Raw genomic sequence first — 25218 nt, forward strand, 5'->3', positions numbered from 1 at the left:
GGGGAAAGGACCAATGGATGGGAGTGGATAAGGAAACCGGAGCGGGGCGGGAGATCGAAGTCTGGGAGCAGCTCTGCGAGGAACTCAAGGGCGTTGGACGTCGGGTGCTCGAGACCGCCCCTGCAGACCCACTCGACCGCGCCGAGGGGCTGCGGTACGTGGCGCGGCTCACGTCGGTATTCCTGCGCATGATGACTTCAGATCCGGTTCCGGCCCGACAACCTCTGCTCTCGCAAGCGATGAAGGTAGGGCTGGACAACCCGGACTATGCCTACTGCCGCGCGGGTCTGGATCCTCGTTTTGCCTACGTGCTCTCCGGTGACCTCGGAGATGCCAGTTCGCTGGGCATCGGGACCTTCTCCGGCAATCTCGGATCTCCCGAAGGATTGATTCGCGATGGTTACGTGGAGACCGGGGGTCTGAGGGTTTCACCGGGCGGTCAGTTCGAGCTGTCGATCAGCCTTCAGGAGCAGGATGGAAACTGGCTTCCGATGAAGCAGGGGACCAACTCCTTGCAGGTCCGCCAGGTTTTGCCGCGGCGGCGTGAGCAGCGCCCCGCAAACCTCGAACTGCGGAAGCTGGATGACCATCGGACGCCGTCGCCTCTCGACCCGGATCGCTTTCTGGCGTCGCTGGGGGGCACGCCGACGATTCTTGGCGGGACGATCGAGCAATTCCTCGGCTGGACCGCCCATTTTCAGAGCCATCTCCACGAGATTCAACCGATTCCCGAGTCGCTGATTGCTTTCGCACAAGGAGATCCCTCGACCTCTTATAATTATTCCTACTGGGAGCTGAATGAAGACGAGGCCCTGGTCATCAACTTCACACCCCCGCCCTGCGACTACTGGAACTTGCAGATCGGTAATCATTGGCTTGAATCTCTCGACTACTTCCATCGCGACACGCATGTGAATCAGGAGACAGTGGTTCTTGCTGCAGACGGTTCTGCGCAGGTCGTGGTGGCAAGGCAGGATCCCGGTTTACCCAATTGGCTCGATACCGCCGGCCACGTGCGCGGTGGACTCGCCCTTCGCTGGGTGGGGGCATCAGAGATTCCGGGCACGAAATGCGAGGTGGTGTCGCTGGCATCGCTCGCGGGATTGGCGACCTGATTGGAATGGTCATCGATTCCTGTGCATCTTCTATTTCATGAAGAGCAAGGCCGCATGGCGAAATACGGTTTGGCGCCGGGTCTGGGCCCTGCCGTTGTTGCTTCTGACCGCCTGCGAGGCACCGCTCGAGTCGGTGGCCTGGGCTGTCCGGACGGTCTTTCCTCAGGTGACACAGCATTCGGTATCGTGGCTGGTCGACCAGCGGCAGGCCCACGGAGACGAGATTCTCCTGCTGGATGTCAGGACTCCGGAGGAGTTTGGCATCAGCCATATCGAAGGTGCCCGCCGCGCGGCGACTCTGGAGGAGGCTCGGGCGCTTCTCGGTGGTCGTCCCAAGGATCAGTTGATCGTTGTCTATTGCTCGGTAGGCTACCGCAGCTCTCAGCTCGCCGCCCTCCTGCTCGAGGGAGGTTATACGCAAGTCGTCAATCTGGAGGGTTCGATCTTTGCGTGGGCGAATGCGGGAGAGCCTGTTGTGCGCGACGGTAGAGAGGTTCGCGCCGTTCATCCCTACGGTCCGATCTGGGAGAGATTTCTGGCGCCGAAGTATCGTGAGTATCCCGCGGACAGACTGGAGAAAAACCGTTAACTCGAGTTGGCTGGCCTCGATTAGGGCGAGCATTTCATATGCATTCCGGACCTTTTGGAGCTAGACGGGAAGAGCATGTCGAAGCCGAAAAGTGTGGCGCATTCGCGACTGATCGAACGTTTACGGCAAGTTTGTCTTGCCTTCCCCGAAACCTTTGAGAAAATAGCGTGGAAGACGCCGACGTTTCGGGTCGATCAGAAGAAGGGCAAGATGTTTGTGCTCTACAGCGATCCGGAGGCCGGTCGCCCCGCACTTTGGTGCAAGGGGGAGGAAGGCGCGCAGGAAGCGTTGGTCGGGGTGGATCCAGAGCGCTTTTTTCGGCCACCCTACCTGGGTGTGAAGGGCTGGATAGGGATCTATCTGGACCGACGTGTTTCATGGAAAGAAGTTCGAAGTCTTGTTGAAGCCAGTTACCGACTGGTGGCGCCGGCACGGCTGGCGGGGCAGTTGGATGCACCGGCCGATCTGGAGGTAGAGGAATAATGATCAAGCGATTGCTTCGTTGGGGATTCTTTTTGGGCGCCAGCCTGGTGCTGGTGGTCGTGGTCAGCGCATCGTCGTGTGGTTATATCGCGCTTCCTGGCGGCTTGATCATCAACTTCTCGAACCTTCCGGGGTCGCAGGTTGAGCCGATGGCCGAGTCCGATCTGCAAACACGACTCAAGCTCCCCGAAGGCTTCCGCATCGAGACCTGGGCCAGCGAGATCCCGAACGCACGCCTTCTGCTGCGGACTCCGGCGGACGATCTTCTGGTGAGTTCGCCGCGCGAAGGAAAGATTTTCCTGATTCGCAAGGATGCGAACGGCGATCGCCAAAATGATGGGGTCGAGGTCCTTGTCGAGAATCTGGACCGGCCCCATGGAATCGCGTGGCATCAAGGAGAACTATTCGTGGCGGAAGGGAGCGCGGTTGTTCGTATGCCTTTCGACCCCGAGACGCGCGAGGTCGGCGCGCCGGAGCGAATCATCACGGGCCTCCCGGACGGCGGCAACCATTGGACGCGGACCGTGCACGTGGGGCCCGATGAAAAGCTCTACGTGTCGATCGGTTCGAGCTGTAATGTCTGCGAAGAAGAAGACCCGCGCCGGGCGGCGATCGTTCGCTATGAGCTCGATGGCTCCGGCGAGAAGATCTTCGCGACGGGTTTGCGAAATGCAGTCGATTTCACGTGGCGTCCCGAGACCGGAGGTCTCTACAGCACCGGGAATGGTCGGGATCTTCTGGGTGATGATTTCCCGTCAGAAGAAATCAATCTCGTTGTCGAAGATGGATTCTACGGATGGCCCTACGCCAACCCGCCTCGCCAACCGGATCCGGACTTTGGTGCGCTGCGCCCGGACAAGGTCGCCATGTCCATCCCCCCGGTGCATGAGTTGCCTGCGCACTCGGCACCGATGGGAATTGTTTTTTATGAGGGGGATTCTTTCCCGGCTCGCTACCGAGGGGCCGCTTTTGTCGCACTTCACGGCTCCTGGAATCGGCGCAAGAAGCAAGGCTACGAAGTGGTAACTCTGTTTTTCCGGGAGAACGGTGAAATCGACCGGGAGCCTTTTCTGCAGGGGTTCGAAGTCGACGAAGATGTGTCCGGGCGACCGGTCGGGCTTGCTGTTGGCGCCGATGGAGCGCTTTTTGTGGCCGACGATTATACCGGCTCGGTCTATCGAATCAGCTACGGTGAAACGGCACGGCCCGTGGCGCGCGCCTCTGCGGTACCGCTCGTCCGCGAAGATCCCCTGGCGGGACTGACACCGGTCGATTTGGCGCGAGCAAACCAGCAAGGAGAGAGCCTGTGGGCGGCGAGCGATTGCGCGAGTTGCCATATCGAGGGAGCGGGAACTGCCCCGGTGCACCTCCTGCGCAACCTGGATCAGAAGTTCACCAGACTTTCTCTCGATAAATTCCTGCAGGCGCCGCAGCCTCCGATGCCATTATACCCCTTTTCTGACCCCCAGCGTTCCGATCTGGCGATTTATTTACTCGACCGCTTCAGCTGAGCTTGCAGTCGGCAACAGATTTGGGCACCGTCTCTCCGGGGTTGCCGGCTTCGGTGACCGCGAGCGTGGCTGGTGGGGGGATGTCTGGATGATCTGGGTTCGAACCTTTCGATGGATTCTTGGCGCAGGCTTCCTCCTCTTTGTCGGCCTGACACTGACTCGCGCCCTGGCGCCTGATCTTGCCAACGCGATCCTGACGCTGGCTTAGCCCTCGGAACGATTCTCGTTTCGACCTGCAGATTGGTCGATGCCGCCGTCCGAGAATCAATCGACGGCACCGGCCCGTGCGGGTCCCTGCAGAGTCGTATGCGGAGGCAACGGTTGTCCGCGCCGTATGCTTTCCTGAGTCTGTTAATTGGGGCACGGTAGCCGGAAGAAGTTGAATTGAAGACTGCATGCTGATCGTTCATCAAAGTAATCGGCTCGAGGAACTCGCGGATGCCCTGGCCGAGTTTTGTCGACCACCCTTGTCGAGCGCTTTCGCCACCGAGCAGGTGGTGGTCCCGAACAACGGAATGGCACGCTGGCTTTCCCTGCAACTCGCCGATCGGCTGGGTGTTTGCATGAATTTCGAGTTCTCGCTTCCCGCAGCGTTGGTTTGGGAGTTGTGGTCGGCAGTCCTGCCAGGCACGCCTGCTCGGAATGCGTTCAGCGTCGAGGCGATGACCTGGCGATTGTTTGTGGCGCTGGGACAGCTGCCGCTGCAGTCCTCTCCCGCACTGGGGTCCTATCTTTCTGACGCAACCGATTGGCGCCGTTTCGATCTGGCCCGCCGCATCGCGGCCTCCTTCGATCAATATATGGTCTATCGACCGGATATGTTGCTTGGATGGGAGGCTGGTCGCGAGGTTACCGGCCAACCGGATGAGGGCTGGCAGGCCGGCCTTTGGCGGGGCCTGGTCGCCTCCAACGGCGACCAGCATCGTGCTCGACTTCATGAGAGTTTCCTCCGAGCATTATCTTCGGCGGATGGTTTGCCCGAGAGGCTTTCGGTTTTCGGCCTGCCTGCCTTGCCGCCCGCAGTCTTTGACGTCCTGCGCGCGACTGCTGACTGGGTCGATGTGCATATTTTTCTGGTGAACCCCTGCCGGGCCTACTGGCTGGAATCCTTGCCGGACCGCACAATCGCAAAAATTGCGGGTGATCGAGATCCGGCAGAGCTTTATCTGGAATCGGGCAACGCGCTGCTGGCATCCCTGGGGGGGCAGGGCCGCGATTTTCTGGCCATGGTCCTCGAGCAGGAGTGTCCCCAGAGTGATACTTTCCGTGACCCGGAATCACACTCGCTTCTCGGATTTCTCCAAGCGGATATTCTCGATCTCCAGCAGCCGGGAAACGATGGTTTGCCGCAACATGAGGTCGCGGTCTCGGATACCAGCGTCCAGGTGCGGGGCTCCTACAGCCGGATGAGAGAGGTCGAGGCCTTGCAGGATTATTTGCTGCAATGCTTTGCCGACAATCCCGATCTCGACCCTTCGGATGTCCGAGTCATGGTCCCGACGATCGATGAGTATGCACCGATGATCGAGGCGGTTTTCGGGAATGTACCCGAGGCGCGTCGGATTCCCTTTGCGATTGCCGACCTCGGCGCACGTTTGGAAAGTCCGATCATCGATGCCTTTGTCGGCCTGCTCGAGCTTCCCGGCGGCAGATTCGATGCGCCCTCGGTTCTTGCCCTGCTTGAGGTGGAGGCGATTCGCGAGCGGTTCGATCTTGCCGAGGACGACCTGCCGCAGGTCACGTCGTGGATTCGGGAGGCGGGTATTCGCTGGGGAATTGATGAGGTGGATCGAGCGACGCGCGACCTTCCCGCGGTGCCCGAAAACACGTGGCGTTTCGGCCTGGACCGCATGATGCTCGGATACGCGATGGCTGGCTCCGGGCGCGAGCTTTTCGCCGGGGTGCTTCCCGCGGAGGGGGTCGAGGGAAACGATGCGCGGGCCATGGGACAGGTGCAGGCCTTTGCTGCCGCGGTCATGGCACTCGCGGATGACTTGAAGGGCGAGCGATCACTGGCGTCGTGGTGCGATCAATTGGAAGTCCTTCTGGAAGATTTTTTCACAGCGGACGAGAATTCGGATGAAATGAGCGCGATCCGGGAAGCCATCGAATGCGTGCGCAAGCAAGCAGTCGATGCGGCTTTCAGTGATGCGATCTCGCTGGATGTGGTTCGCGAGGCCCTCGGGAGCCAGTTGGCCGCACCTGGAGCGGCATGGGCATTTTTCAGCGGCCGGGTGACTTTTTGCACGCTGGTTCCAATGCGAAGCGTTCCGGCGCGAATCGTCTGCCTTCTGGGGCTTAATGATGGTGAGTTTCCCCGCTCCGATCGGCCACCGAGTTTTGATTTGATGGCAGATGATTTTCGGCGCGGTGATCGCGCCCGGCGCGAAGATGATCGCTATCTTTTTCTCGAGGCCGTTCTGTCGGCGCGCGATGCGATTTACCTCAGCCACGTCTCTCGATCTCCGCGAGACAATTCGGAGTTACCTCCATCCGTTCTGCTCGCAGAATTCGAAGATGCGATCGCTGCCGGATTTCTTGTCGAAGGAAGCGACAAGCCGCCGGTGGTTCGGAAAGAGCATCGCTTGCAGGCCTTCAGCCCTCGCTATTTCTCGCCGGCGGGCGGATATTTCAGTTATCGCGAGGACCTTGCGGCGGCACTGAACGAGCATCAGGAGTTGCCGACAGCGAAGCGGTTTCTGACCGAGTCGCTGCCGGAACCCGACTCCGAATGGCGCACCGTCAGCGTGGCCCGACTGGCGAGATTTTTTCGCTCTCCGGGAAAGTTTTTTTTGCAGGAACGTTTGGGCATTCGTCTGGACGAGGCAGAGGCTTCGGTGCCGTCAACGGAGACCTTCGTGTTTGATGCTCTGCAAAAATGGCAACTCCGCGCACGGGTGGTTGCCGAAGGTGCATCGGATGAGAGTGCCGATGGCCTTGCGCGTTTGATGCGTGCCTCCGGTGAGTTGCCGCATGGAGCGGCGGGCCCGGTGATTGTGACGGGTATGCACCAGGACCTTTCGAGCTTTCTGAGTCGCGTCGACGAGGCCCGGCCTGCAGGCGTGCCGGTTGCTCGGTCGGTGGATCTCCGTATCGGTGAATTTCGCGTGTTGGGTGAAGTCGAGCAGGTTTATGGAAGCGAATATTTCGTGGTTACCGCTGGGCGCTCGAACGGTAGCGGCAAGTTCAAATTCGACGAACGCGATCTGATTGAGGTCTGGATTCGCCATCTCGTTCTTTCTGCGAGTGGCCTCCCCCTGCGTACTCGCTGCATGGCACCCGATGAGGATTTCTGGCTGGGTGAGGAGCCCGAAGCCAAAGAGCTGCTTGAGGATCTATTGGGATTTTATTGGGAAGGTCTGCGACAACCAAAGACGCTGTTCCCGCGATTGGCCCCCAAGTTCTTCAGCAATAGAATCAAGGATCCTGTGAAGAGCTCACGCACGGCTTTCGTGAATAGTTTCGGGAAAAGCGGCGAATGGGATCGTTCGCCCGAGTATCAACTGCTCTGGCCCGAGGGTGCTGATGCCCTGAATGATGAATTTGCGGAAAACTCTTGCCGCCTTTGGGGACCGATCCTCGCCAGGCGCGAAGAAATCAAGAAGCCGCGAGGCGGGAAGAAATGAATCAGTCGACCAATAGACTGGATCTATTTTCTGTTCCCTTGCGCGGCACACAGGCCATCGAAGCCAGCGCGGGTACAGGAAAGACATGGACCATCACCGGGCTGTATATCCGTCTTTTGCTCGAAGAGAGCCTCGAGGTTTCCCAAATCCTGGTTGTGACTTATACCAAGGCAGCGACGGCCGAGTTACGGACACGCATACGTGGGCGATTGGTCGAGGTAGCTGCTGCGTTGGCCGGGGGGACAATCTCTGACGAGTTCTGCCGACGTCTTGTCGAGAGTATCTCCGATCCTCGCCGAGCACGACTTCTTTGTGAGCGAGCCTTGCGCCAGCTTGATGAGGCCTCGGTATTTACGATCCACGGTTTTTGCCAACGTGCACTGGAGGATGCGGCTTTCGAGAGCGGCTCGCCCTTCGCTTCGGAAATGATTCAGGATCAATCCGTCTGGATTCGGGAATGTGTCGAGGATTTCTGGAGGCGTTCCGTACAGAATCGCGATCCCTCGTTTCTCCAATACCTGCTGGAGGAGAAGAAATACTCTCCTGAAAAGTTGGCTCAGGACGTCAGGCAGTGGATGGGACGGCCTTATTTCGAGATTCTTCTTCCCGAGAAAGGCGACGGTTCGGATGAGGCTGACGGCACTGATGGCTCTGGGGATTCCCGGGAGTTTGAGTTGCGGACTCTGCGGGCAGAGCTTCTTGCCTGGCTGGAAAAGGAATTACCTCGACGTAAAGCTGAGCATCGCCAACTGTATTTTGACGACCTTTTGTTGAATTTACGCAAAGCGCTGGTCGAGGGGCCGCGCAGCGGTCCTTTGGCCAAGCGCATTCGCCATCGGTTTCGGGCAGCTCTGATTGATGAGTTTCAGGATACAGATCCGATCCAGTACGAGATATTCTCGCAAGTTTATGGCGGCCGCGAGGAACCTGTATTTCTTGTGGGGGACCCGAAGCAGGCCATCTATGGTTTTCGCGGGGCTGATATTTTCGCCTATCTCGGCGCTCGTGAAGCAGCTGCAGCTCGGCATTCGCTGGAGGAAAACTGGCGGACAGATCCGGCGCTGATTCGCGGTGTGAACACTCTTTTTTCGGCTGTTGAGAATCCCTTTGTTTTCCCCGAAATCGAATTTCATCCGGCGAGCCCTGCAGCCCGTCCGCATCCGGAGGTTCGGTTGGGTGGCCTGGAAGAAAACCCGCTGCGAATCTGGTTTGCAGACCGGGAAGAGGGGGCTACGAAGTTGCTGACCGCGGGGGAGACGGAACGTCAGGTTGTCGATGCGACGGCTGATGAGATCGCACGACTCCTTTCGCTTGGTGCCGAAGGGAAAGCTCGAATCGGGACAGAGAGTGTTCGGGGTCGTAACATCGCGGTTCTGGTCCAGAATCATATGCAGGCCGAGCTGATTCGTGCAGCTCTTGCGCGAAGGCGTATCGCGAGTGTTCGCAAGGGGAGTGGAAGTGTCTTTGATACGCGGGAGGCAGCTGATCTCGAGCGGGTGCTCCTGGCGATCGCCGACCCGACACGGGAGCGGCGCATTCGAGCCGCATTGGCGACCGTCTATCATGGGTTTGATGCCGCCAGAATCTACGCAATCGCACAGACCGAAACTGAGTGGGACGAGCTTCAGGAACATTTTCGGCAACTGCGGGAGCAATATTCTCGCGACGGAGTCGCGGCCATGCTGGCATCCTGGCTGGAGGAGAACCGGGTCGTAGCCCGACTTCTGTCCGGCGAGGATGGTGATCGTGCGCTGACAAATCTTTTTCATCTGCTGGAATTGCTTCGGACGGAAGGGCGTCGCCAGCGCCAGGGTATGGACCGGTTGCTTGCCTGGTTCGCGGACCATCGCCAGCAGGCCACCGACAAGGAAAAGGGAGGACAGCCATCGGACGAGCTGATTCTGCGCCTGGAGTCGGATGAGAACCTGGTCGAGATTTCGACAATTCACGCGTGCAAGGGGCTCGAGTACGATATCGTCTTTTGTCCATTCACCTACAAGGTGCCGGCACGGAAAATCGAGGAGGTTTTCGACTTTCATGATCCGGAGTCCGACTGGCGGCCAACGCTGGATCTGGGTAGTCCGGCGCGAGAAGCGAATGGATTGCAACATGTACGAGAGGAATTGGCGAATCGTCTCCGACTGCTTTACGTGGCGCTGACACGGGCACGACATCTTTGTGTCTGCACATGGGGCGCGGTGAAAAACGGCGATGAGTCGGCTCTCGGCTGGCTTCTTTTGCCGCATGATGACGATGGTGTTTCTTCGGGTGCGCTTGACCGCTCCGACGAGGAATTCCTGTCCGACCTGACCAACCTGGAAAGTGCCTCGGATGGCGCGATCGCGATCGAACGGCTCTCGGGGCGAGAGGCCACCGGTGCAGTTCCCCTGACGCGATTGCCGCAGGGGCAAACCTTCACTGCCCGGCATTTATCGCGTTCGGTCAGAGCGACGAGGTGGACGACCAGCTTCTCCGCACTGACCGCTGGCCGTGCCGCAGAGCGCAGGGACTATGACCCCCTTTTGCCGGGCGAGCGACCCGTATCGCCGGCTGATGGCAAGGATATCTTTTCCTTTCCCAGAGGCGCGACGCCCGGAGTCTGTCTCCATCAGATCTTTGAAACCATTGATTTTCGAGAGCAGGATCCGCAGGTCCGGGGTGCCGTGATCGAGAAGGCGCTGGAGACCTTCCACTTTTCCTCGGAATGGCGCGATCCTGTAATGAGCATGGTCCGCGATGTTTTGGGGACCGCTCTCGAGCCTGACGGGCATGTCCGCCTTGTCGATGTGCCGCGTTCCCGGCGCCTCGATGAAGTCGAGTTCTATTATCCGGCGAAAACCATGACGCTTCCGGACTTGAATGCTCTTTTGCAGAGGCACGACCAGCCTCGCCTGGGGCGTAGTGCACGCGATGGTGATTTACCGACACCGCTCACACAGGGATACGTCAAGGGATTTATCGATCTGGTGTTCGAAGCGGAGGGGCGCTTCTATCTGGTGGACTATAAATCAAACTGGTTGGGGGGAAGCCTTGAGGATTACGCTCAGGAGCGTCTCCCGTCGGCGATGGAGGAGCACCTCTATACCTTCCAGTATCTGACCTATGCGATCGCGGTCCACCGGATGCTGCAGCAGCGGATTCCGGGCTACGACTACGATCGGCATTTCGGCGGCGTCCGGTATTTATTCTTGCGCGGCATTCGTCCGGAAGCCGGTCTGCAATCCGGAATCTTTGCCACCAGGCCTGCGCGTGGTCTGATTGAGGAATTCGATGAACTTCTCGGACACTGATCAGGAGAAGGCGGCAACGGAAAGTCGGGAAGAGTTTATCCTGCCATCTGGTTGTTCGGATTTTGATCGACGGTTTGCAGCGACGCTGCAGGCATTTGAGAACCAACCACGCCCGGAGGTCTTTGCCGCGGCTGCGTTGGCCAGCGCAGCTACCGCTCAGGGGCGTATTTGCGTTGCCCTCGCCGAGTTTGCGGAGGAGCGGGGCTGGGTTGGGCCCGAGGCCGAATTGCTTGTGGCGGAGCGCTGGCAAGCACCGCCGCTCGATCATTGGACGAAGGTACTGCGGGAAAGCGACGTGGTAGGTGAGCCGGGTTCCTTTCACCCACTGATCCTCGATGCGGAAGGACGCCTGTATCTGCAACGGTACTGGCGTTACGAGCATCAGCTCGCCTCACGGCTGCATGAGATGTCCCGGGGGGAAGTCCCCCGGGTGGCAACCGCGGATATTTTGCAAAGCCTGACCGAGATCGAAGAGCGGGGGATGCAGCTGGCTGTGGGGCAGCGGGCGGCGGTCGCGACCGCATTGCTGCGCCAGCTCACGGTCATCGCCGGAGGCGCCGGGACCGGGAAGACGACCATCGTCGCCTGCATTCTTCGCTTGATGGGCGAGCATTGTGGTTCTCCGGGCTTTCGCGTCCGGCTGGCCGCTCCTACCGGTAAGGCGGCCAATCGTCTGGCCGAACAATTGCACCACGCGCGCAACACGATTGATCCCGATGGTCGTATCGATACCATCCTGGACCAGGAGCCAGCGACCCTGCATCGTCTATTGGGCGGGGCGCCGAATGGGGTGCACTTCCGCCACGACCGACAGAACCCCCTGCCGCTGGATGTTCTGGTGGTGGACGAGAGCTCGATGGTCGACGCCGCATTGATGGCGAAGGTGGTCGAGGCGATGCCCGCGCAGTCGCGGCTGATCCTCGTTGGGGACCCCGAGCAGTTGCCTCCGGTCGAAGTCGGCTCGGTCTTTGGGGAATTGGTCGGGGATGGGGCCAACTTCTCTGCGGCCGGGGCGAACCTTCTTGAGGAGGCTACGGGGGTTCCGGTACCTCCGGTCCCGCCTCAACCCGGGAGGCCGGGGGCACCGGTTCGGGACTGCGTGATTCTTCTTGACGAGTCCTTCCGATTCTCGACCGACTCGGGGATCGCCGCGTTGGCGAATGCCTTGCGTGAGGGCGACGCTCCGAGGACCTTCGCCGTCCTTGATGGCGATTATGCCGATATCGAAGGCATTGGCGACGGGGAGCAGATGGATGCCGAGGCGCGCCGACGGATTCGGCGCGGCTACCAGCCTTTTGTCGAGGCTCTTGCTGCCGGAGCCGATCCCCGGGATGTCCTGCAGGCAGCAGCGGACTTTCGCGTTCTTGCGGTGCGGCGCGAGGGGGCCCATGGGGTGGTTGCCCTCAACGAAATGATTGAAGGCGAGTTGCGCGCCCATGGCGGCTTACCCCCTGCCGCGCCCTGGTATGCCGGCCGCTTGGTAATGGTGACCCGGAACAATCGAACTCTGCGCCTTTTCAATGGAGATATCGGCGTGGCACTTCCCGACGCGGACGGTCGGCTGAAGGTTTTCTTTGAGGGGAGCGGCCAACTGCGTCAGGTCGCGCCAGGGCGCCTCTCTCACGTAGAGACAGTCTTTGCGATGACGGTTCACAAGAGCCAGGGCTCCGAGTACCGGGAGACTTGTCTGGTTTTGCCCGAGACTCCATCGCGTCTTTTGACCCGCGAATTGCTTTATACGGCCGTCACTCGCGCTCGAACGCATCTGCTGCTCGCCGGCCCTCGCGACCGGTTTGCCGAGGGTTTGGCAAGACGGCTGCCACGGAGCTCGGTTCTGGCGGAGGTGATCCGAGGGCTTGAGAACAAGGCGGAGAAGGAATCCGTCTAACGAAAGCGGCTGAGTGCCTCGAATGCCTTGGCCCGATCGATGGAGGTCTCATGAACCTTGGGCAGTTCGCGCAGGACCTCCCACCAGCCCGGCCGCGTCTTGCCGTCCTCGGCCAGAAGAAGCGCCTGGCTTCGAGCGCCGAAACTTGCTGCGTAGTCGGGGGGACGGATATCGTCCTGTGCAAGGACCACGCGAGGGTCGGTAGCGATCTCCTCCGGGGTGTTGGTATCTGCGTGAGCCTGTTCCAGCTCATCGAGTTTGCTGGCGTCCGGTTCGCACGACGGCTCGTCACCGCCGCCGATCAGGCCGGCACCGGGAAAAAGTAGGGCTCCGGGAATCTTTTCGGTCCGAGCGCCGGCGACCAGAAGTGCGACGTAGGCACCGAGGCCGGCACCGGCGACGCAGGTGGGGCCTATTTCTTCGAGAGCGCTATCGACATCGGTGGCAAAGAGTTCCGGGTAGTAGGCACCGCCGGCGCGCCAGTCCGAGGACCCATGCCCGCCGAAGTCGAGTGCCCAGACGGGACCCTCCCAGAGAATTTCCTGCTCGCTCCAGCGATCGCTGGAGGTGAATAACTCGTGCAACAAAAGCAAGGGCGTGCCCGTACCTTCGCGGAGATGACTCAAATGCAAGGAGGTTCTGCCGTTGAGCAGCTTGTGATTTTCTTGGGGCGTTGAACCTTTCATCGCTCGACCCAGGATTCGACGAGGTCGAGGAAGGCGTCGGGTTCCTCCATATGCACAAAATGACCGGACTTCGGAATACTGGCACGGGTGACGTCAGGAATCGCGTCCAGACGCGGCCCGATGACCGACTCGGGCAAGGGGCCCCAGGTATCTTGTTCTTCTCCGATCACCGCCAGCATGGGCACCTTCAGGTGTTTCCATTGGCGCGCGATCCAGTTTGATCGAAAGGGCCCGAAGCCACGCGTGACCAACGGGTCAGCTTGCCATACAAACCCTTCTGCGGTTTCGCGTACGCCGAGAGCCACAAAATGCTTCAGCCACTCGACACCCAGTCGGGGGTTTTGTTTTTGGCGTCGAACCACCACATCGTCCAATGTCGGGTAGGCCCGCCAGCCGAGATTCTGGTGACTCTTGCGCCGCTGGTCGAGCCAACCTCCCATTCTCTCGGCCGGTGTGCGGTCATCGACGGGAAACCCCGGAGGGGCAAAGCCTTCCGGGGGCGGTCCGAAGCCGTCGATATTGACCAGGCGACGAAAGAGTTCCGGCCGATTGGTTGCCGCATCAGTGGCCAATGCGCCACCACGACTATGGCCGATCACCAGGCACGGCGGTCCCGCCCAGCGCATGATTGCGTGCAACTCGGCCACATCCAGAGGCCATGCGTAACCATCCGTCCATCCGGAGTTTCCGTGGCCGCGGGCATCGTAGGCAATGACTCGATAGTCTCGCGCCAGTCGCGCAACGATCGGATCAAATCCGCGGGCATGGTCGAGAAAACCGTGCACCAGGACCACGGGCGCGGCATCGGGGTCGCCCCATTCGTGGACTTGAAGTGCGACGCCGAGCGGTGCGAGTGTATGACTGCGCTCTGGCGGTGCGTACATGGATATCGGGGTCATTCAGTGGAAGCATAGCCAATGCTTGGGGTGAAACCAGTGGGCTTCTCTGCCGCGATTCCTCAGACGTTGAATCGGAAATGCATCACGTCACCATCCGATACTTCATAGTCCTTGCCCTCGACGCGAAGCTTTCCGGCGGCCTTGCAGGCCGCTTCGGAGCCGAGGCCCACCAAAGTATCCCAGGGGACAACTTCAGCACGAATGAAGCCGCGCTCGAAATCGGTGTGAATTTTGCCGGCGGCTCCCGGAGCAAGGGTGCCGCGCTCGATCGTCCACGCCCGAACTTCCTTTTCGCCGGCGGTAAAATAGGTGATCAGGTCGAGAAGCGCATAGCCGCCCCGAATTAGACGATCGAGACCGGCTTCGGCAAGTCCGAGGCTCTCGAGAAACTCGGATCGTTCCTCAGCCTCGAGAGCGATCAATTCGGCTTCGATTTGCGCGGAAAGGACGACGATCTCCGCGCCTTCTTCTGCTGCCATTGCGGCGAGCGGTTGTACGACGGGATCCTCCAGGCCGGCTTCGAGCTGCTCTTCACTGACATTTGCCGCGTACATCGCAGGCTTGGCGGTCAGCAGATCGAGCGGCTCGAGCAACTCTTTTTCCTCGAGGTCGAGAGGAATCCGCCGGATAAGAGTTCCGTCCTCCATGGGCCCCTGGATTTTTTCCAGAACGGCGACAAGTTTCTGCTCGTCCTTGTTGCCGCCTTTCGCTGCCTTTCGACCCTTGTCGAGACGCTGCTCGACGGATTGCAGGTCGCGAAGCACCAATTCGGTGTGAATCGTGGCGACATCGTCGAGCGGGTCGATCCGGTTGGCGACATGAGTGATGTCCTCACTCTCGAAACAGCGCACGACGTTGAGGATCGCATCGACGCTGCGAATGTGGCTGAGAAATTGATTGCCAAGCCCTTCGCCCTGACTCGCGCCTGCGACCAGGCCCGCAATATCGACAAACTCCACGGTGGTGGGAACGATGCTTTTCGGCACGACTACCCGACAGATCTCGTCCATTCGCGGATCAGGAACGGGGACTGTGCCCACATTCGGGTCGATCGTGCAGAACGGATAGTTTGCAGCCTCCGCACCGCCTCCCGCCAGGGCGTTGAAGAGAGTGGATTTGCCCACATTGGGGAGGCCGACGATACCAATGGAAAGTGCCATAGACCGATGTTTCTAGCACCTCATTAGAGTTCCGGCATTGGCACTCTTGTCCGGGGAATCGTATGAATCCGACAGGGGTACCGGATGTCGTCCAGATCGAAAATTTCGCTACCGGTGGATGAACGGATCGATGAAATCCGGAAAGCGCTGCAGCGGTCGCCCGCGCTGGTGGTCACGGCGCCGCCGGGGGCGGGCAAGACAACTCGAATTCCGCCGGCGCTCATCGGAGATGGGCCTGTTCTGCTTGTCCAGCCCCGGCGCGTGGCGGCGCGCGGTGTCGCTCGCCGGATCGCACAGGAGAATGAATGGGCGGTCGGCGAAGAAGTTGGCTGGCAAATCCGATTCGAGCGCAAGTTTGGTCCTCGTACGAAAATCCTGGTGGTGACCGAAGGAATTCTTCTGGCGCGCCTGCAGGAAGATCCATTGCTCTCGGAATTCCGTACATTGGTCCTCGACGAAGTTCATGAGCGTAGCACTGCCATGGACCTCGGTCTCGCCTTTGCGCGGCAAGTGACCTTGGCGCGGCCTGACTTTCGGTTGGTCGTGATGTCGGCGACGTTGGATACGGAACTATACGCGACCTTTCTCGACGGCTGCCCGATCGTTGATGTGCCGGTTCGCCAGCATCCGATAGACACGGTGTACCGGCCGGGGCAGTCTCCAGCGGAGGCCGTTCGTGAGGCTCTTGCCCGGGACTCGGGTCACGTCCTCTGCTTTCTGCCGGGGATGCGGGAGATCGAGGAAGTCGCCGCGGCTCTGGCGGGCGAGTCCAGGGATACCGAGATCCATCGGTTACACAGCTCCCTGCCGGCCGAACAGCAAGACGCGGCCTTGGCGCCTACTGCTCGTCGCAAGGTGATCCTGGCGACGAATATTGCGGAAACCTCGATCACCGTAGACGGCGTGCGGACGGTCGTGGATTCCGGACTGGCGCGGGTCATGAGGTATGACCGTCGACGCGAGGTGGATGCTCTCCTGCCCGAGCAGATCTCCGTAGACTCGGCAGATCAGCGCGCTGGTCGCGCCGGTCGAACGGGACCGGGGACCGCGGTGCGGCTATGGCACCCGGGCCAGGATCTCCGGGAGCATCGCGAGCCCGAGATTTTCCGCACGGAACTCTCGCCTGCACTCCTCGAGATTCTCGCCTGGTCGGAGGATCCGCGATCGTTTCGTTGGCTGGAGGCCCCGTTGCCCGGCGCTATCGATTCCGGCATGGAGTTGCTCGAAAAATTGGGAGCTGTCGACGCGGGGAGGCTCACGAAAGAAGGCGAGAGAATGCGTCGTTTGCGGCTGCCTCCGAGGCTCGGCCGTTTTCTGATTGCGGCCGGGCCCACACGCGCGGCCGCCGAGATTTGCGCGATTCTTGCGGAAGGCCGCGAGCGGAGTGGTCGCGGGGCGGTTGCGATGACCGATTCGGATGTCTTTTCCTTGAGGGAGAATTTCTCGCGTGCACCTCAGGCTCTGCAGCGAGTCGCGGCACAGATTCACCGCACCGCAGGAAAAATCCTTGGACCGGAAAAGCCCGAGGCGGCGACTCGGCCGGGCGCGCAAATCAGCGGGGTGGACGCGACTCACCTCCGCCGGGCCCTTCTGGCGGGCTACCGGGATCGGCTGGCCCATCGGCGGGAAGCAGGCATGGATCGGTTGGTGCTCGCTTCGGGACACGGTGCGCATCTGGGGCCGGGTAGTGGCGTTCGGGATGCCGAGTGGTTGGTGGCTATCGGTGTTCGGTCGGCGCGGGGGAGGCAGGGCGCAGAAGCTCGAATCGAAATTGCGAGCCGTGTCGAGCGCGAGTGGATCAAAGCCGACGAGGAAATCGTTCTCCATCGTCTGGACGCGCGGACGCACAAGGTCCGCGCTGTCGCTCAAGGGCGGGTTGGGGCGCTTGTTCTGACGGAGAGGCCGACCGCAGTTGTGCCCGAGGAGGCGGCTCGCCTGCTGTCGGAGGCCTGGGAAAAGAGAGTTCCCGGTTCAGCGGAGATTCATTTGCAGGCCCGTGCTCGTGTGGCGGGGGTGCTGATTCCTCTCGAGGCACTCGCCGAACAGTTTTGGAATGCTGGGGAGATGCCCCCGGACGATTTCCTGCCTCTCCTGCCGCACCGCCTTCGCCAGCAACTCGAGCGGGGCGCGCCGGAGAGTCTGGCGGTGCCTAGCGGTCGATCGATACGACTTGAGTACCGGAGCGATGGGGAGGTTGTTCTCGCCGTCAAGCTGCAGGAACTCTTCGGTCTGTCCGAGACGCCGACAGTTGGGGCGGGGCAGCCGGTCACGCTCTCTTTGCTGGCGCCCAACCGACGACCCGTGCAGACGACCCAAGATCTACGGAATTTCTGGGAGCAGACTTACCCGGAAGTCCGTCGGGAAATGCGCGGCCGTTATCCACGGCATCCGTGGCCGGAGGATCCTCTCGCCGCTCCGGCGACTGCGCGTACCAAGCGCCGGAGCGGAAAGAGATAAGGTTCACCCGAAAATCTTGGCGACCACGTCACCGCCCGCGTTCATCGGGACAGCATCTTTAAGATCAGAAATCGCTTCAAAATTTTCGGCGATATCATCTACGGTCGCACCCGCACCCAGCTTGGCGCCGGTCGCTTCCACGATCGCGACCTTCGCATAATAGCCTGCACCGGCTTGGATAATGGTTCCGGTGGGCGCATCTTCGCTCGCCAGATAGAGCACTGCAGGTGAGACCAGTTCGGGGGTGAGTGCATCGAAAGCCTCTTTCGGGAAGCCGATATTTTCGGTCATGCGAGTCCCGGCCGTCGGAGCGATGGTGTTGATATGGACGTTGGACTTCTGACCCTCGAGCTTCAGAACATTCATCAGGCCGACAACGCCCATCTTGGCGGCGCCGTAATTCGACTGGCCGAAGTTGCCATAGAGGCCCGAGGAAGAGGTCGTGTTGACGATACGACCGTAACCTTGCCCAAGCATCTTTTCCCACGCGAAGTGCGTGCAGTAGACGGTTCCCATCAAATGGACATCCACGACCAGGTGGAAGTCGTCGAGCGTCATCTTCTTGAAGGTCCGGTCCCGCAGGATGCCGGCGTTGTTGATCAAGATATCGATGCGTCCAAAAGCTGAAACGGCGTCGTCGATCAATTTTTCGGCACCGGCGCGGTCACTGACCGAACTGCCGTTGGCGACAGCCTGCCCTCCGGCCGCCTTGATCTCCGCGACCACTTTTTCGGCGGCCTCGCTGGAACCTCCAGAGCCATCCACCGCTCCGCCGAGGTCGTTGACGACAACGAGGGCGCCGCGTTCGGCGAGTTGCAGTGCGTGCGAGCGACCGAGACCGCCTCCGGCACCTGTGACAATGGCTACTTTTCCGTCAAAGCGAATGGGCATGATTTCTCCTTTGGGGGCGTGGGTACCAAGATGGTTTGGCCAGCCGCCTGCTTGAGGAGGGTAAGCAACAGGCTCTGCCGGTGCCACTTTCTTGAATCGAGGGATCGTTCTCTCGCGCGGATCGGTGTTAAGCAAAGCGCGAGAAAGGTGAACTTCATGAACGATAGAATTGATCTTGAAACCCAATACCTCCACGCCCATCTGGACCGCGGCGTCCTCCACGTCAGGATTGACCGGTTGGCCAAGCGGAACTCGATGACCCAGGATATGTACCGCGGTCTGAAGAAAGCTTTGGTGATGACCGACGAGACCCCCGAAATTGATGCCATGTGCATCAAGGGTATGGACGGCTGGTTCTGCGTTGGGGGGGATATGTCCGGCGAGATGGAGAACCGCGATGCCTTGATGTCCGAACCTGATCCGACGGACCATCATCCATTTCGCCACCTCGAACGATGCCGCAAGATTGTCGTCTGCTCGGTCGCGGGAAAATGCCATGCGGGCGGCTTGAACCTGGTCCTCTTCAGCGACATCACGATTGCCGGCAAAAGTGCGACCTTTCGCGTCCCGGAATTGCTGCGCGGCATCCCGGACCCGCATATGAGCGCGCGCCTGCCGTACTTTGTCGGACTGGCCAAGGCGAAATACATGATGTTGACCGCCGCTGAAATTTCGGCTGACGAAGCAGATGCCTGGGGGATCGTTGCGAAAACGGTCGAGGATGACGAATTGGAGGCCGAGACCGAGCGCGTTCTGGACATCGTTCGACAAACCGGTCCACGAGCTCGGATGCTGGCGAAGGACGATATCAATCGCCGCTTGCCAGCCTACGATGTTCGCTTGCTGCAAAGGGAGATCATGTCCCCCGAGATGACCGAAGGCATGATGGCGTTTCTGGAAAAACGTGCGCCCAAATGGCCCCCTGTCTGATGCTTTTATCCGATCGTGCCGCCGTCGGCCGCAGGCTCGAGGCTGGCGGCGGCACTCGGCCTCTCCGACATCCGTTTGAAGTGAGCGCCGATATTCTTCAGCTCGGGATCGAGCGGCTGTCCGACGAGGACTCCGAAATCGAGGAAGGAAAAAAGCAGAAGGTCGGCCATGGTCAGCCGATCCCCGCAGACGTATTCCAGCCCGGCCATCCATTGATCGAGCTTGGCTAGGTTGTCGTGCTTGAGGGCCTTGAGTCCCTCGGCGGCCTCGGGGATCGTGCGCATGCGCTCCTGAAAGAGTCCCAATCCTTCCGCGTAGCGAAAGCCGTTGGCCAATGGCTCGCAGATGTTGAGATCGATCCGACGGGTCCACATTCGAGTTTCGGCGCGTTCAGCGGCGTTGTTCCCGATGAGTGCCGGCGTTGGTTGCATCTCTTCGAGGTACTCCGCAATCGCCGTGATCTCCGATACCATCGCGCCCGTATCCGTTTCGAGGCAGGGGAGCTGGCCTGCCGGATTGCGGGCGAGGTGGCTGTCCTTGCGGTTCTCGCCAGCCATCAAATCGACAGTCTCAGCCGGAATGGAGAGTCCTTTCTCGATCACAAACATACGCACGAAGCGCGGGTTGGGTCCCATGCTGTCAAAAATCTTCATTGGTTTTCCGATCCTTTGTTGGGGAAACGCACACATTGATTTCTAACCCTTCGCGAAATTCCTCGTCAATGGTTGGCGCGAGGAATCGACTCGGACGACACCGCGGCGTATTTATGGGAAGGGTTCGGGATGGAACTCGAAGAGATGATCACCCGCCAGCGAATTCTGGATGCATTGGCCTCTTACTGCCGTGCGCTGGACCGGATGGACGAGGAGATTTTTGACGGACTTTGGCATGCGGAGGCAGTGATCGATTATGCAGGCCTCTATCGGGGCGATGCCGTCGGACTGCGGAAATACCTCTGGGAGACCCATGCCTTGATGGCAATCCATTCCCATCAGATTGCCAATGTGCAGATCGAGTGCGATGGCGAGCACGTAGCGAGCGAAGCCTATGTGACGGTCAATCTCTGGACTCTTCCGGACGAGCTGGGTGCTCAAGTCGAAGTGGTCTCGAGAGGCCGATACCTCGATCGTTGGGTCCGAGAGGGTAGCTCGTTGAGAATTAGGGAACGGGTCCATATCGCCGATATGCAGAGCTTTCGCACCCTCGATTCAGGACGAACGGATTCGGGAGTTGCGCGGGATCGTTCGGATCGGTCCTATCAATTTCTCCCGCCAGGGGCTTGAGGTCGGAAGGCATTCGCTCTCGAGGTCAGTCCTTGTAGTCGGGTTTGCGACCTTCCCGGCGTGCCCGAATCGCTTCCGCGAGATTCTCGGTGGTCAACCTGACGAGCAACTGGTTCCGGTTCTCGCAGTCGATCGCATTGGTCAGACTGCCCGCTTCCAGATTGGACCAGAGAATTTTCTTGGTCATGGCCACTCCGTGGGCACTCCACCCGGTAATCTGCTCGGCCAGAGCCAGAGCCGCCGGCAAAAGTTCTTCGTCGGGCACGACGCGCGAAACCAGGCCGGATTCGAGCGCTTCGGCCGACTCGATGACGCGTCCACTGAGGATCATTTCGAAAGCACGCGAGGCGCCAATCAAACGCGGCAGTAGGTAGCTGACCCCGAGTTCGGTCCCCGCCAATCCGTTGGTGACACCAGCCGAGCGGAAGCGGGCCGAGGAGGAAGCGATTCGGATATCGGCCCCCAGTGGAAGGCACATACCGCCGCCGTAGGCCGGGCCGTTGATCGCCGCAATGACGGGTTGGGGCATGGCTCGCATCGTAGGCACCAAATCCGACATATATTCCATGGCGCGGATGGCAATGCGTGACATGGTCAATCCCTCGGCGTTGGGCGGTACGCCATGGTCCTCGAGGTCCAATCCGGCACAAAACCCTTTTCCGGCACCAGTGAGGATCACGCAGTGAGTATCATTGTCGGCGGCCACCGAGGCGAAGGCTTCGTAGAGCGGCCCGACGGTATCAAATGACATCGCATTCATGCGTTCGGGTCGATTGAGAGTGATCAGAGAGACGTGGTCGATCGGTTTTTCAATTGTCACGTATGCCATGGGGCCAACCTATCGCAGGAAGTCTTTGCCGCACCAAGAGGTTGACGTCCTTCTTTGCTCAGGGGACACCTTGATCCATGGATGACACCACCCGCATTGGTGAAGTGAATATCGCCTGGGAAGAACATGGCCGGGGACCGGACACTCTGGTTTTGGTCCATGGCTTCACGGGTGCCCGGATTGATTTCGAGGATCATCTGGTCGGGCTTTCCGAGTCTCGCCGTGTGATCGCAGCCGATCACCGCGGGCATGGCGACTCGACGAACTTCGGGACCACCGAGGCCTACTCTCTGGAGATTCTGGCCAATGATCTGTTGGCATTTCTCGAGGAGGTGGCCGAGGGCCCGGTGGATCTTCTCGGACATTCGATGGGTGGCATGGTGGCTCTTCGCTGCGCTCTGCTTCGTCCCGCGATGTTTCGCTCGCTGGTGTTGATGGATACGGCCGCCGAGAGTCTGGGAGGTGACGGGCTCCCATCGGGCCTGGATCGATTGGTCCGGTCGCAAGGGCTTCTCGCGATGAACCGTAAAATGCCCCCCTTGCCGGAATCACGTCGGATGCGCGAGATATTTGGAGACGCGTGGTTCGAGGCGAATCAGGAGTCGCGCCTGAGCCGGATGGATCCGGAAGCCTTTATTGCTCTCTTTCCCGAGGTTTTTGGAGGTCCTTCTCTTTTGGACCGACTCGGCGAAATCCGGATTCCGACCACCGTGATGGTTGGTGCTGAAGATACGGCCTTCGTTCCGGCGGCAGTGCACCTCGCCGAAGGGATCGCCGGGGCGCGCCTCGAGCGGATCGAGGGCGCATGGCATAGCCCCCAGAGAACCCACCCCGAGATCTGGAGATCGCTCGTGGAAAGGCACCTTCGGGAGCGCGCCTGATAGGGAAAACGCTATGTTTTCCTTTTCCGGCGGCCGTGAATTCCCCAATTTCTCTGTTGCGTAATTAGCGGAGGATCTGCTTTTTTATATAGATACCGGCGTGATTTTTGCGCCCGCAGCTCTCAGGAAAACCCCATGAAAACGATCTTTTGCAAGCGCGTCCGGATGACTTTGTGTTTCGCCCTCCTCGCGGTCGGCCTCTCGCCGGCCCTTGCTGCCGCCACATGCGGTGACGGGATCGTCACCGTCGGCGAGACTTGCGATGATGGGGATCTATTTTCCGGGGACGGCTGTGACAGTGCCTGCCAGGTCGAAGCACAGAGGGTTTGTTTCGGTGAGCCCAGCACCTGTCCGGTGACCCAGAACGATCGGATTTCGCTTGGTGGGAATCACGGCTGCTTGCTGGATGGAGACTCCGATATTCAGTGCTGGGGGAACAATACGCACGACCAGCTGCTGGCCCCGCAGGGGAGTAATTTCAAGAAAGTCGTATCTGGTTATCGACACTCGTGTGCGCAGCGGTTGGACAACTCACTTTCTTGCTGGGGCAACGACGGGAGCGGCCGCGCAACCCCACCTCTGGGAGCTTTCGCCGATATTCAGGTTGGCTCCGAGCATTCCTGTGCGCTCGAGCGTCCCGAGGATGGCGGGGAGATTGTGTGTTGGGGGAGCAATACCAGCGGCAAGGCGACACCACCGGCCGGTTCATTTATCAGTATGGGGATTGGCCACTCGCACGGCTGTGCGATTCGCGCTGATCAGACAATCGAGTGCTGGGGTTCTGCTCTTTACGGCAGGACGGATGCCCCGACCGAGGGCAGCTTTGTGCAGGTCGCTGCCGGAGGCCGCAGCAGCTGCGCTCTTTTGGAGAACGATGACGCCATTTGCTGGGGGGCCGATGGCGATGGCCAGCTACAAGTCCCGTCGGGCGAGAAATTTTCCTCGATTACAGTGGGCGACAAGCATACCTGCGGTCTGACTCTGGACGGCCGCATTCGTTGCTTCGGGTCGGCGAGCTATCAACAGAATGAAGATCCGGAAGGCTTGTTCGTTGCTTTGGCCGCGGGTTGGCAGACCAACTGTGGCTTTCGCGAGAGTGGAATCGCATATTGTTGGGGTCGCAATAATAATAATGTTGGGGAGCCACCCAGCGGCGTGATGTTGCCCGAAGTCTGTGGCGACAACCTTCTCGTCGGAGAGGAGCAATGCGACGATGGGAATCTGGTCCCCGGAGACGGCTGTCGAGCCGATTGCACCGAGGAGCGCTGCGGCGACGGGATTCTCGATGAATTCGAAGCCTGCGAAAGTGGGCCCGACGGTTTTGAGGTTTGCTGCAATGAGGATTGCAGCTTTCGTGGTTCGGGCGTCGCTTGTCGAATATCGGAGGGCATTTGTGATCCGGCGGAATACTGTTCGGGGACCGCCGAGAGCTGTCCTGCGGATGCAAAGAGCGAGTCGAGTTGCCGATCGGCTGTGGGCAGTTGCGATGTCGAGGAATTTTGTGATGGGTCTTCAAACGATTGCCCGGTCGATGCCCTCGAGTTGCCAGGCAGCCTTTGCCGGGGGTTGCAGGGGAATTGCGATTTGGCCGAAGTCTGTTCGGGCGATAGCGGTCTTTGTCCTGCCGATATGAAGCGAACGGATACGTGCCGGATCGCGGGCGGGATTTGCGACGTGGCGGAGGTCTGCGATGGCGTGGGTAACCAATGTCCGAGCGATCAAAAATATGGAAGCGAGACAAGCTGTCGTTCCAGTGCCTATGATTGTGATGCCGAAGAATTCTGTGACGGTCTGAACCATGCATGCCCCGCGGATCTGGAAGCTGCCGCAGGTGATCCGTGTCCGGACGATGGTATTTTCTGCACCGAAGATCGCTGCGACGGTTCCGGTTCCTGCACTCACTTGCCGGGCCGCGCCGGTGTCGAATGTCGTGCCTCGTCGGGTGCCTGCGATGTCGCCGAGGTTTGCGACGGCGCGAACGCATCGTGTCCGGATGACTCGGGTCTCCCCGACGCAGATGAAGATGGTACTTGTGACGCTCAGGATCTTTGCCCGGACATTTTCGATCCGGACCAGACCGACAGCGACGGTGACGGTGATGGTGATTTCTGCGATATCTGCACCGCGTCCGGCGAGCCGATCTCTCCTCAGGTCAAAATCTCGAAGCTGACAACCGGCGACGGCGACGACAAGTTCCTCCTCAAAGGGTTCATGGTCTTCGATGCCCCGCCTGTTTTTGATCCGCGTGACAATGGCGTCAGACTCCTTGTCGAGGATGCCAATGGGGCATCGGTGGTCGATGCCACGATCCCGGGCGGCGCCTTCAGTCCTGTTACGCGAAGCGGTTGGATTCCCTTGAAAAACGGCGGCTATCGTTTTCGTTCCAGAGAGCTGATTGCCGGAGCAGTTCAGAAAGTGATTCTGAAGCGTACAGGGCGAGATCCGAACGCAATCGCTTTCAAGGTCACGGGTGCAAAGGGAAGCTTTGCCTTCCCCGAAATGCAGCTGCCGCTCATGGCGACGCTCACTCTTGACCCCGACCCCGAGATGGCCGCTGTTTGCGCGGAGATGGCTTTTTCGGCCGCAAAGCCCGGTCCTTATTGCTCGCTGCGGAACGGGAATTCAGTCGTCCTCTGCCGCTAGATTCTCATCAAAGGTATTCCCTGGCCCCGGATTCCGGTCGCTTTTCCGGGCTGCGGC

General features: G+C 60.0%; 18 protein-coding genes. 12 read left to right on the forward strand and 6 right to left on the reverse strand.

What is annotated here, in order from left to right; translation table 11 throughout:
• Positions 1 to 17: 17 nt before the first annotated feature.
• The 7 genes from P8K07_14625 to recD all read left to right on the forward strand — a co-directional run bounded on the left by P8K07_14625 (position 18) and on the right by recD (position 12502).
• Positions 18 to 1115 (forward strand): hypothetical protein, encoded by a 1098-nt coding sequence (locus tag P8K07_14625; GenBank protein MDG1959755.1) that lies wholly within the window; start codon positions 18 to 20, stop codon positions 1113 to 1115.
• Positions 1116 to 1152: 37 nt separating this feature from the next.
• Positions 1153 to 1704 (forward strand): rhodanese-like domain-containing protein, encoded by a 552-nt coding sequence (locus tag P8K07_14630; protein MDG1959756.1) that lies wholly within the window; start codon positions 1153 to 1155, stop codon positions 1702 to 1704.
• A gap of 75 nt (positions 1705 to 1779) precedes the next feature.
• A complete protein-coding gene (locus P8K07_14635) occupies positions 1780 to 2187 on the forward strand; it encodes an MmcQ/YjbR family DNA-binding protein (GenBank protein ID MDG1959757.1) in 408 nt (135 codons plus the stop codon).
• Positions 2187 to 3698 carry a PQQ-dependent sugar dehydrogenase gene (locus P8K07_14640; protein MDG1959758.1) on the forward strand — a complete coding sequence of 504 codons (1512 nt, stop codon included), beginning with the start codon at positions 2187 to 2189 and terminating at the stop codon, positions 3696 to 3698. Before P8K07_14635 ends, P8K07_14640 begins: the two co-directional genes overlap by 1 nt.
• Positions 3699 to 4093: 395 nt before the next feature.
• Positions 4094 to 7324 (forward strand): exodeoxyribonuclease V subunit gamma, encoded by a 3231-nt coding sequence (recC, locus tag P8K07_14645; GenBank protein MDG1959759.1) that lies wholly within the window; start codon positions 4094 to 4096, stop codon positions 7322 to 7324.
• Positions 7321 to 10614, forward strand: coding sequence for an exodeoxyribonuclease V subunit beta (gene recB / locus P8K07_14650; protein ID MDG1959760.1), 3294 nt, complete (start codon positions 7321 to 7323; stop codon positions 10612 to 10614). Before recC ends, recB begins: the two co-directional genes overlap by 4 nt.
• Positions 10595 to 12502 carry an exodeoxyribonuclease V subunit alpha gene (gene recD, locus P8K07_14655; protein MDG1959761.1) on the forward strand — a complete coding sequence of 636 codons (1908 nt, stop codon included), beginning with the start codon at positions 10595 to 10597 and terminating at the stop codon, positions 12500 to 12502. The genes recB and recD overlap by 20 nt, the downstream gene beginning before the upstream one ends.
• Here recD and P8K07_14660 read toward each other — a convergent pair.
• The 3 genes from P8K07_14660 to ychF are packed head-to-tail and all read right to left on the reverse strand — an operon-like array spanning position 12499 to position 15247.
• Complete coding sequence (locus P8K07_14660) at positions 12499 to 13188, reverse strand: alpha/beta hydrolase (protein MDG1959762.1); 690 nt, start codon at positions 13186 to 13188, stop codon at positions 12499 to 12501. The two genes, recD and P8K07_14660, sit on opposite strands and share 4 nt — an antisense overlap.
• Positions 13185 to 14087 (reverse strand): alpha/beta hydrolase, encoded by a 903-nt coding sequence (locus P8K07_14665; protein ID MDG1959763.1) that lies wholly within the window; start codon positions 14085 to 14087, stop codon positions 13185 to 13187. Before P8K07_14665 ends, P8K07_14660 begins: the two co-directional genes overlap by 4 nt.
• A 59-nt stretch (positions 14088 to 14146) precedes the next feature.
• The gene (gene ychF / locus P8K07_14670) at positions 14147 to 15247 is read right to left on the reverse strand and encodes a redox-regulated ATPase YchF (GenBank protein MDG1959764.1); all 1101 of its coding nucleotides are present in this window, start codon (positions 15245 to 15247) and stop codon (positions 14147 to 14149) included.
• Positions 15248 to 15331: 84 nt separating this feature from the next.
• Between ychF and P8K07_14675 the strand changes: the two genes are divergently transcribed.
• Positions 15332 to 17704 (forward strand): ATP-dependent RNA helicase, encoded by a 2373-nt coding sequence (locus P8K07_14675; GenBank protein MDG1959765.1) that lies wholly within the window; start codon positions 15332 to 15334, stop codon positions 17702 to 17704.
• Between the two features lie 3 nt (positions 17705 to 17707).
• Here the strand turns inward: P8K07_14675 and P8K07_14680 are convergent, their stop codons facing one another.
• Positions 17708 to 18595 carry an SDR family oxidoreductase gene (locus tag P8K07_14680; GenBank protein MDG1959766.1) on the reverse strand — a complete coding sequence of 296 codons (888 nt, stop codon included), beginning with the start codon at positions 18593 to 18595 and terminating at the stop codon, positions 17708 to 17710.
• A 156-nt stretch (positions 18596 to 18751) separates the two neighbouring features.
• Here P8K07_14680 and P8K07_14685 point away from each other — a divergent pair, with 156 nt between their 5' ends.
• Positions 18752 to 19525, forward strand: coding sequence for an enoyl-CoA hydratase-related protein (locus P8K07_14685; protein ID MDG1959767.1), 774 nt, complete (start codon positions 18752 to 18754; stop codon positions 19523 to 19525).
• 5 nt (positions 19526 to 19530) lie between these two features.
• Here the strand turns inward: P8K07_14685 and P8K07_14690 are convergent, their stop codons facing one another.
• Positions 19531 to 20178, reverse strand: coding sequence for a glutathione S-transferase family protein (locus tag P8K07_14690; protein MDG1959768.1), 648 nt, complete (start codon positions 20176 to 20178; stop codon positions 19531 to 19533).
• Positions 20179 to 20250: 72 nt separating this feature from the next.
• Here P8K07_14690 and P8K07_14695 point away from each other — a divergent pair, with 72 nt between their 5' ends.
• Positions 20251 to 20808 (forward strand): nuclear transport factor 2 family protein, encoded by a 558-nt coding sequence (locus tag P8K07_14695; protein MDG1959769.1) that lies wholly within the window; start codon positions 20251 to 20253, stop codon positions 20806 to 20808.
• 25 nt (positions 20809 to 20833) lie between these two features.
• Here the strand turns inward: P8K07_14695 and P8K07_14700 are convergent, their stop codons facing one another.
• Positions 20834 to 21637 carry an enoyl-CoA hydratase-related protein gene (locus P8K07_14700; protein ID MDG1959770.1) on the reverse strand — a complete coding sequence of 268 codons (804 nt, stop codon included), beginning with the start codon at positions 21635 to 21637 and terminating at the stop codon, positions 20834 to 20836.
• Between the two features lie 77 nt (positions 21638 to 21714).
• On the opposite strand from P8K07_14700, the gene P8K07_14705 reads away from it, so the two are divergent.
• Positions 21715 to 22518 carry an alpha/beta hydrolase gene (locus P8K07_14705; GenBank protein MDG1959771.1) on the forward strand — a complete coding sequence of 268 codons (804 nt, stop codon included), beginning with the start codon at positions 21715 to 21717 and terminating at the stop codon, positions 22516 to 22518.
• A gap of 135 nt (positions 22519 to 22653) precedes the next feature.
• Positions 22654 to 25161, forward strand: a complete 2508-nt coding sequence (locus P8K07_14710; protein ID MDG1959772.1) for a DUF4215 domain-containing protein — start codon at positions 22654 to 22656, stop codon at positions 25159 to 25161.
• Positions 25162 to 25218 lie beyond the last annotated feature (57 nt).

Source organism: Candidatus Binatia bacterium, assembly GCA_029248525.1.
Taxonomy (GTDB): domain Bacteria; phylum Desulfobacterota; class Binatia; order UBA12015; family UBA12015; genus UBA12015.

Coding starts and splice junctions, on each gene's coding strand:
- P8K07_14675 (MDG1959765.1), top strand. CDS start 15,332: ATGTCGTCCAGATCGAAAATTTCGCTACCGGTGGATGAACGGATCGAT.
- P8K07_14700 (MDG1959770.1), bottom strand. CDS start 21,637: ATGGCATACGTGACAATTGAAAAACCGATCGACCACGTCTCTCTGATC.
- P8K07_14685 (MDG1959767.1), top strand. CDS start 18,752: ATGAACGATAGAATTGATCTTGAAACCCAATACCTCCACGCCCATCTG.
- P8K07_14660 (MDG1959762.1), bottom strand. CDS start 13,188: ATGAAAGGTTCAACGCCCCAAGAAAATCACAAGCTGCTCAACGGCAGA.
- P8K07_14625 (MDG1959755.1), top strand. CDS start 18: ATGGGAGTGGATAAGGAAACCGGAGCGGGGCGGGAGATCGAAGTCTGG.
- P8K07_14665 (MDG1959763.1), bottom strand. CDS start 14,087: ATGACCCCGATATCCATGTACGCACCGCCAGAGCGCAGTCATACACTC.
- P8K07_14710 (MDG1959772.1), top strand. CDS start 22,654: ATGAAAACGATCTTTTGCAAGCGCGTCCGGATGACTTTGTGTTTCGCC.
- P8K07_14635 (MDG1959757.1), top strand. CDS start 1,780: ATGTCGAAGCCGAAAAGTGTGGCGCATTCGCGACTGATCGAACGTTTA.
- ychF (MDG1959764.1), bottom strand. CDS start 15,247: ATGGCACTTTCCATTGGTATCGTCGGCCTCCCCAATGTGGGCAAATCC.
- recC (MDG1959759.1), top strand. CDS start 4,094: ATGCTGATCGTTCATCAAAGTAATCGGCTCGAGGAACTCGCGGATGCC.
- P8K07_14630 (MDG1959756.1), top strand. CDS start 1,153: ATGAAGAGCAAGGCCGCATGGCGAAATACGGTTTGGCGCCGGGTCTGG.
- recD (MDG1959761.1), top strand. CDS start 10,595: ATGAACTTCTCGGACACTGATCAGGAGAAGGCGGCAACGGAAAGTCGG.
- P8K07_14640 (MDG1959758.1), top strand. CDS start 2,187: ATGATCAAGCGATTGCTTCGTTGGGGATTCTTTTTGGGCGCCAGCCTG.
- P8K07_14705 (MDG1959771.1), top strand. CDS start 21,715: ATGGATGACACCACCCGCATTGGTGAAGTGAATATCGCCTGGGAAGAA.
- P8K07_14680 (MDG1959766.1), bottom strand. CDS start 18,595: ATGCCCATTCGCTTTGACGGAAAAGTAGCCATTGTCACAGGTGCCGGA.
- P8K07_14690 (MDG1959768.1), bottom strand. CDS start 20,178: ATGAAGATTTTTGACAGCATGGGACCCAACCCGCGCTTCGTGCGTATG.
- recB (MDG1959760.1), top strand. CDS start 7,321: ATGAATCAGTCGACCAATAGACTGGATCTATTTTCTGTTCCCTTGCGC.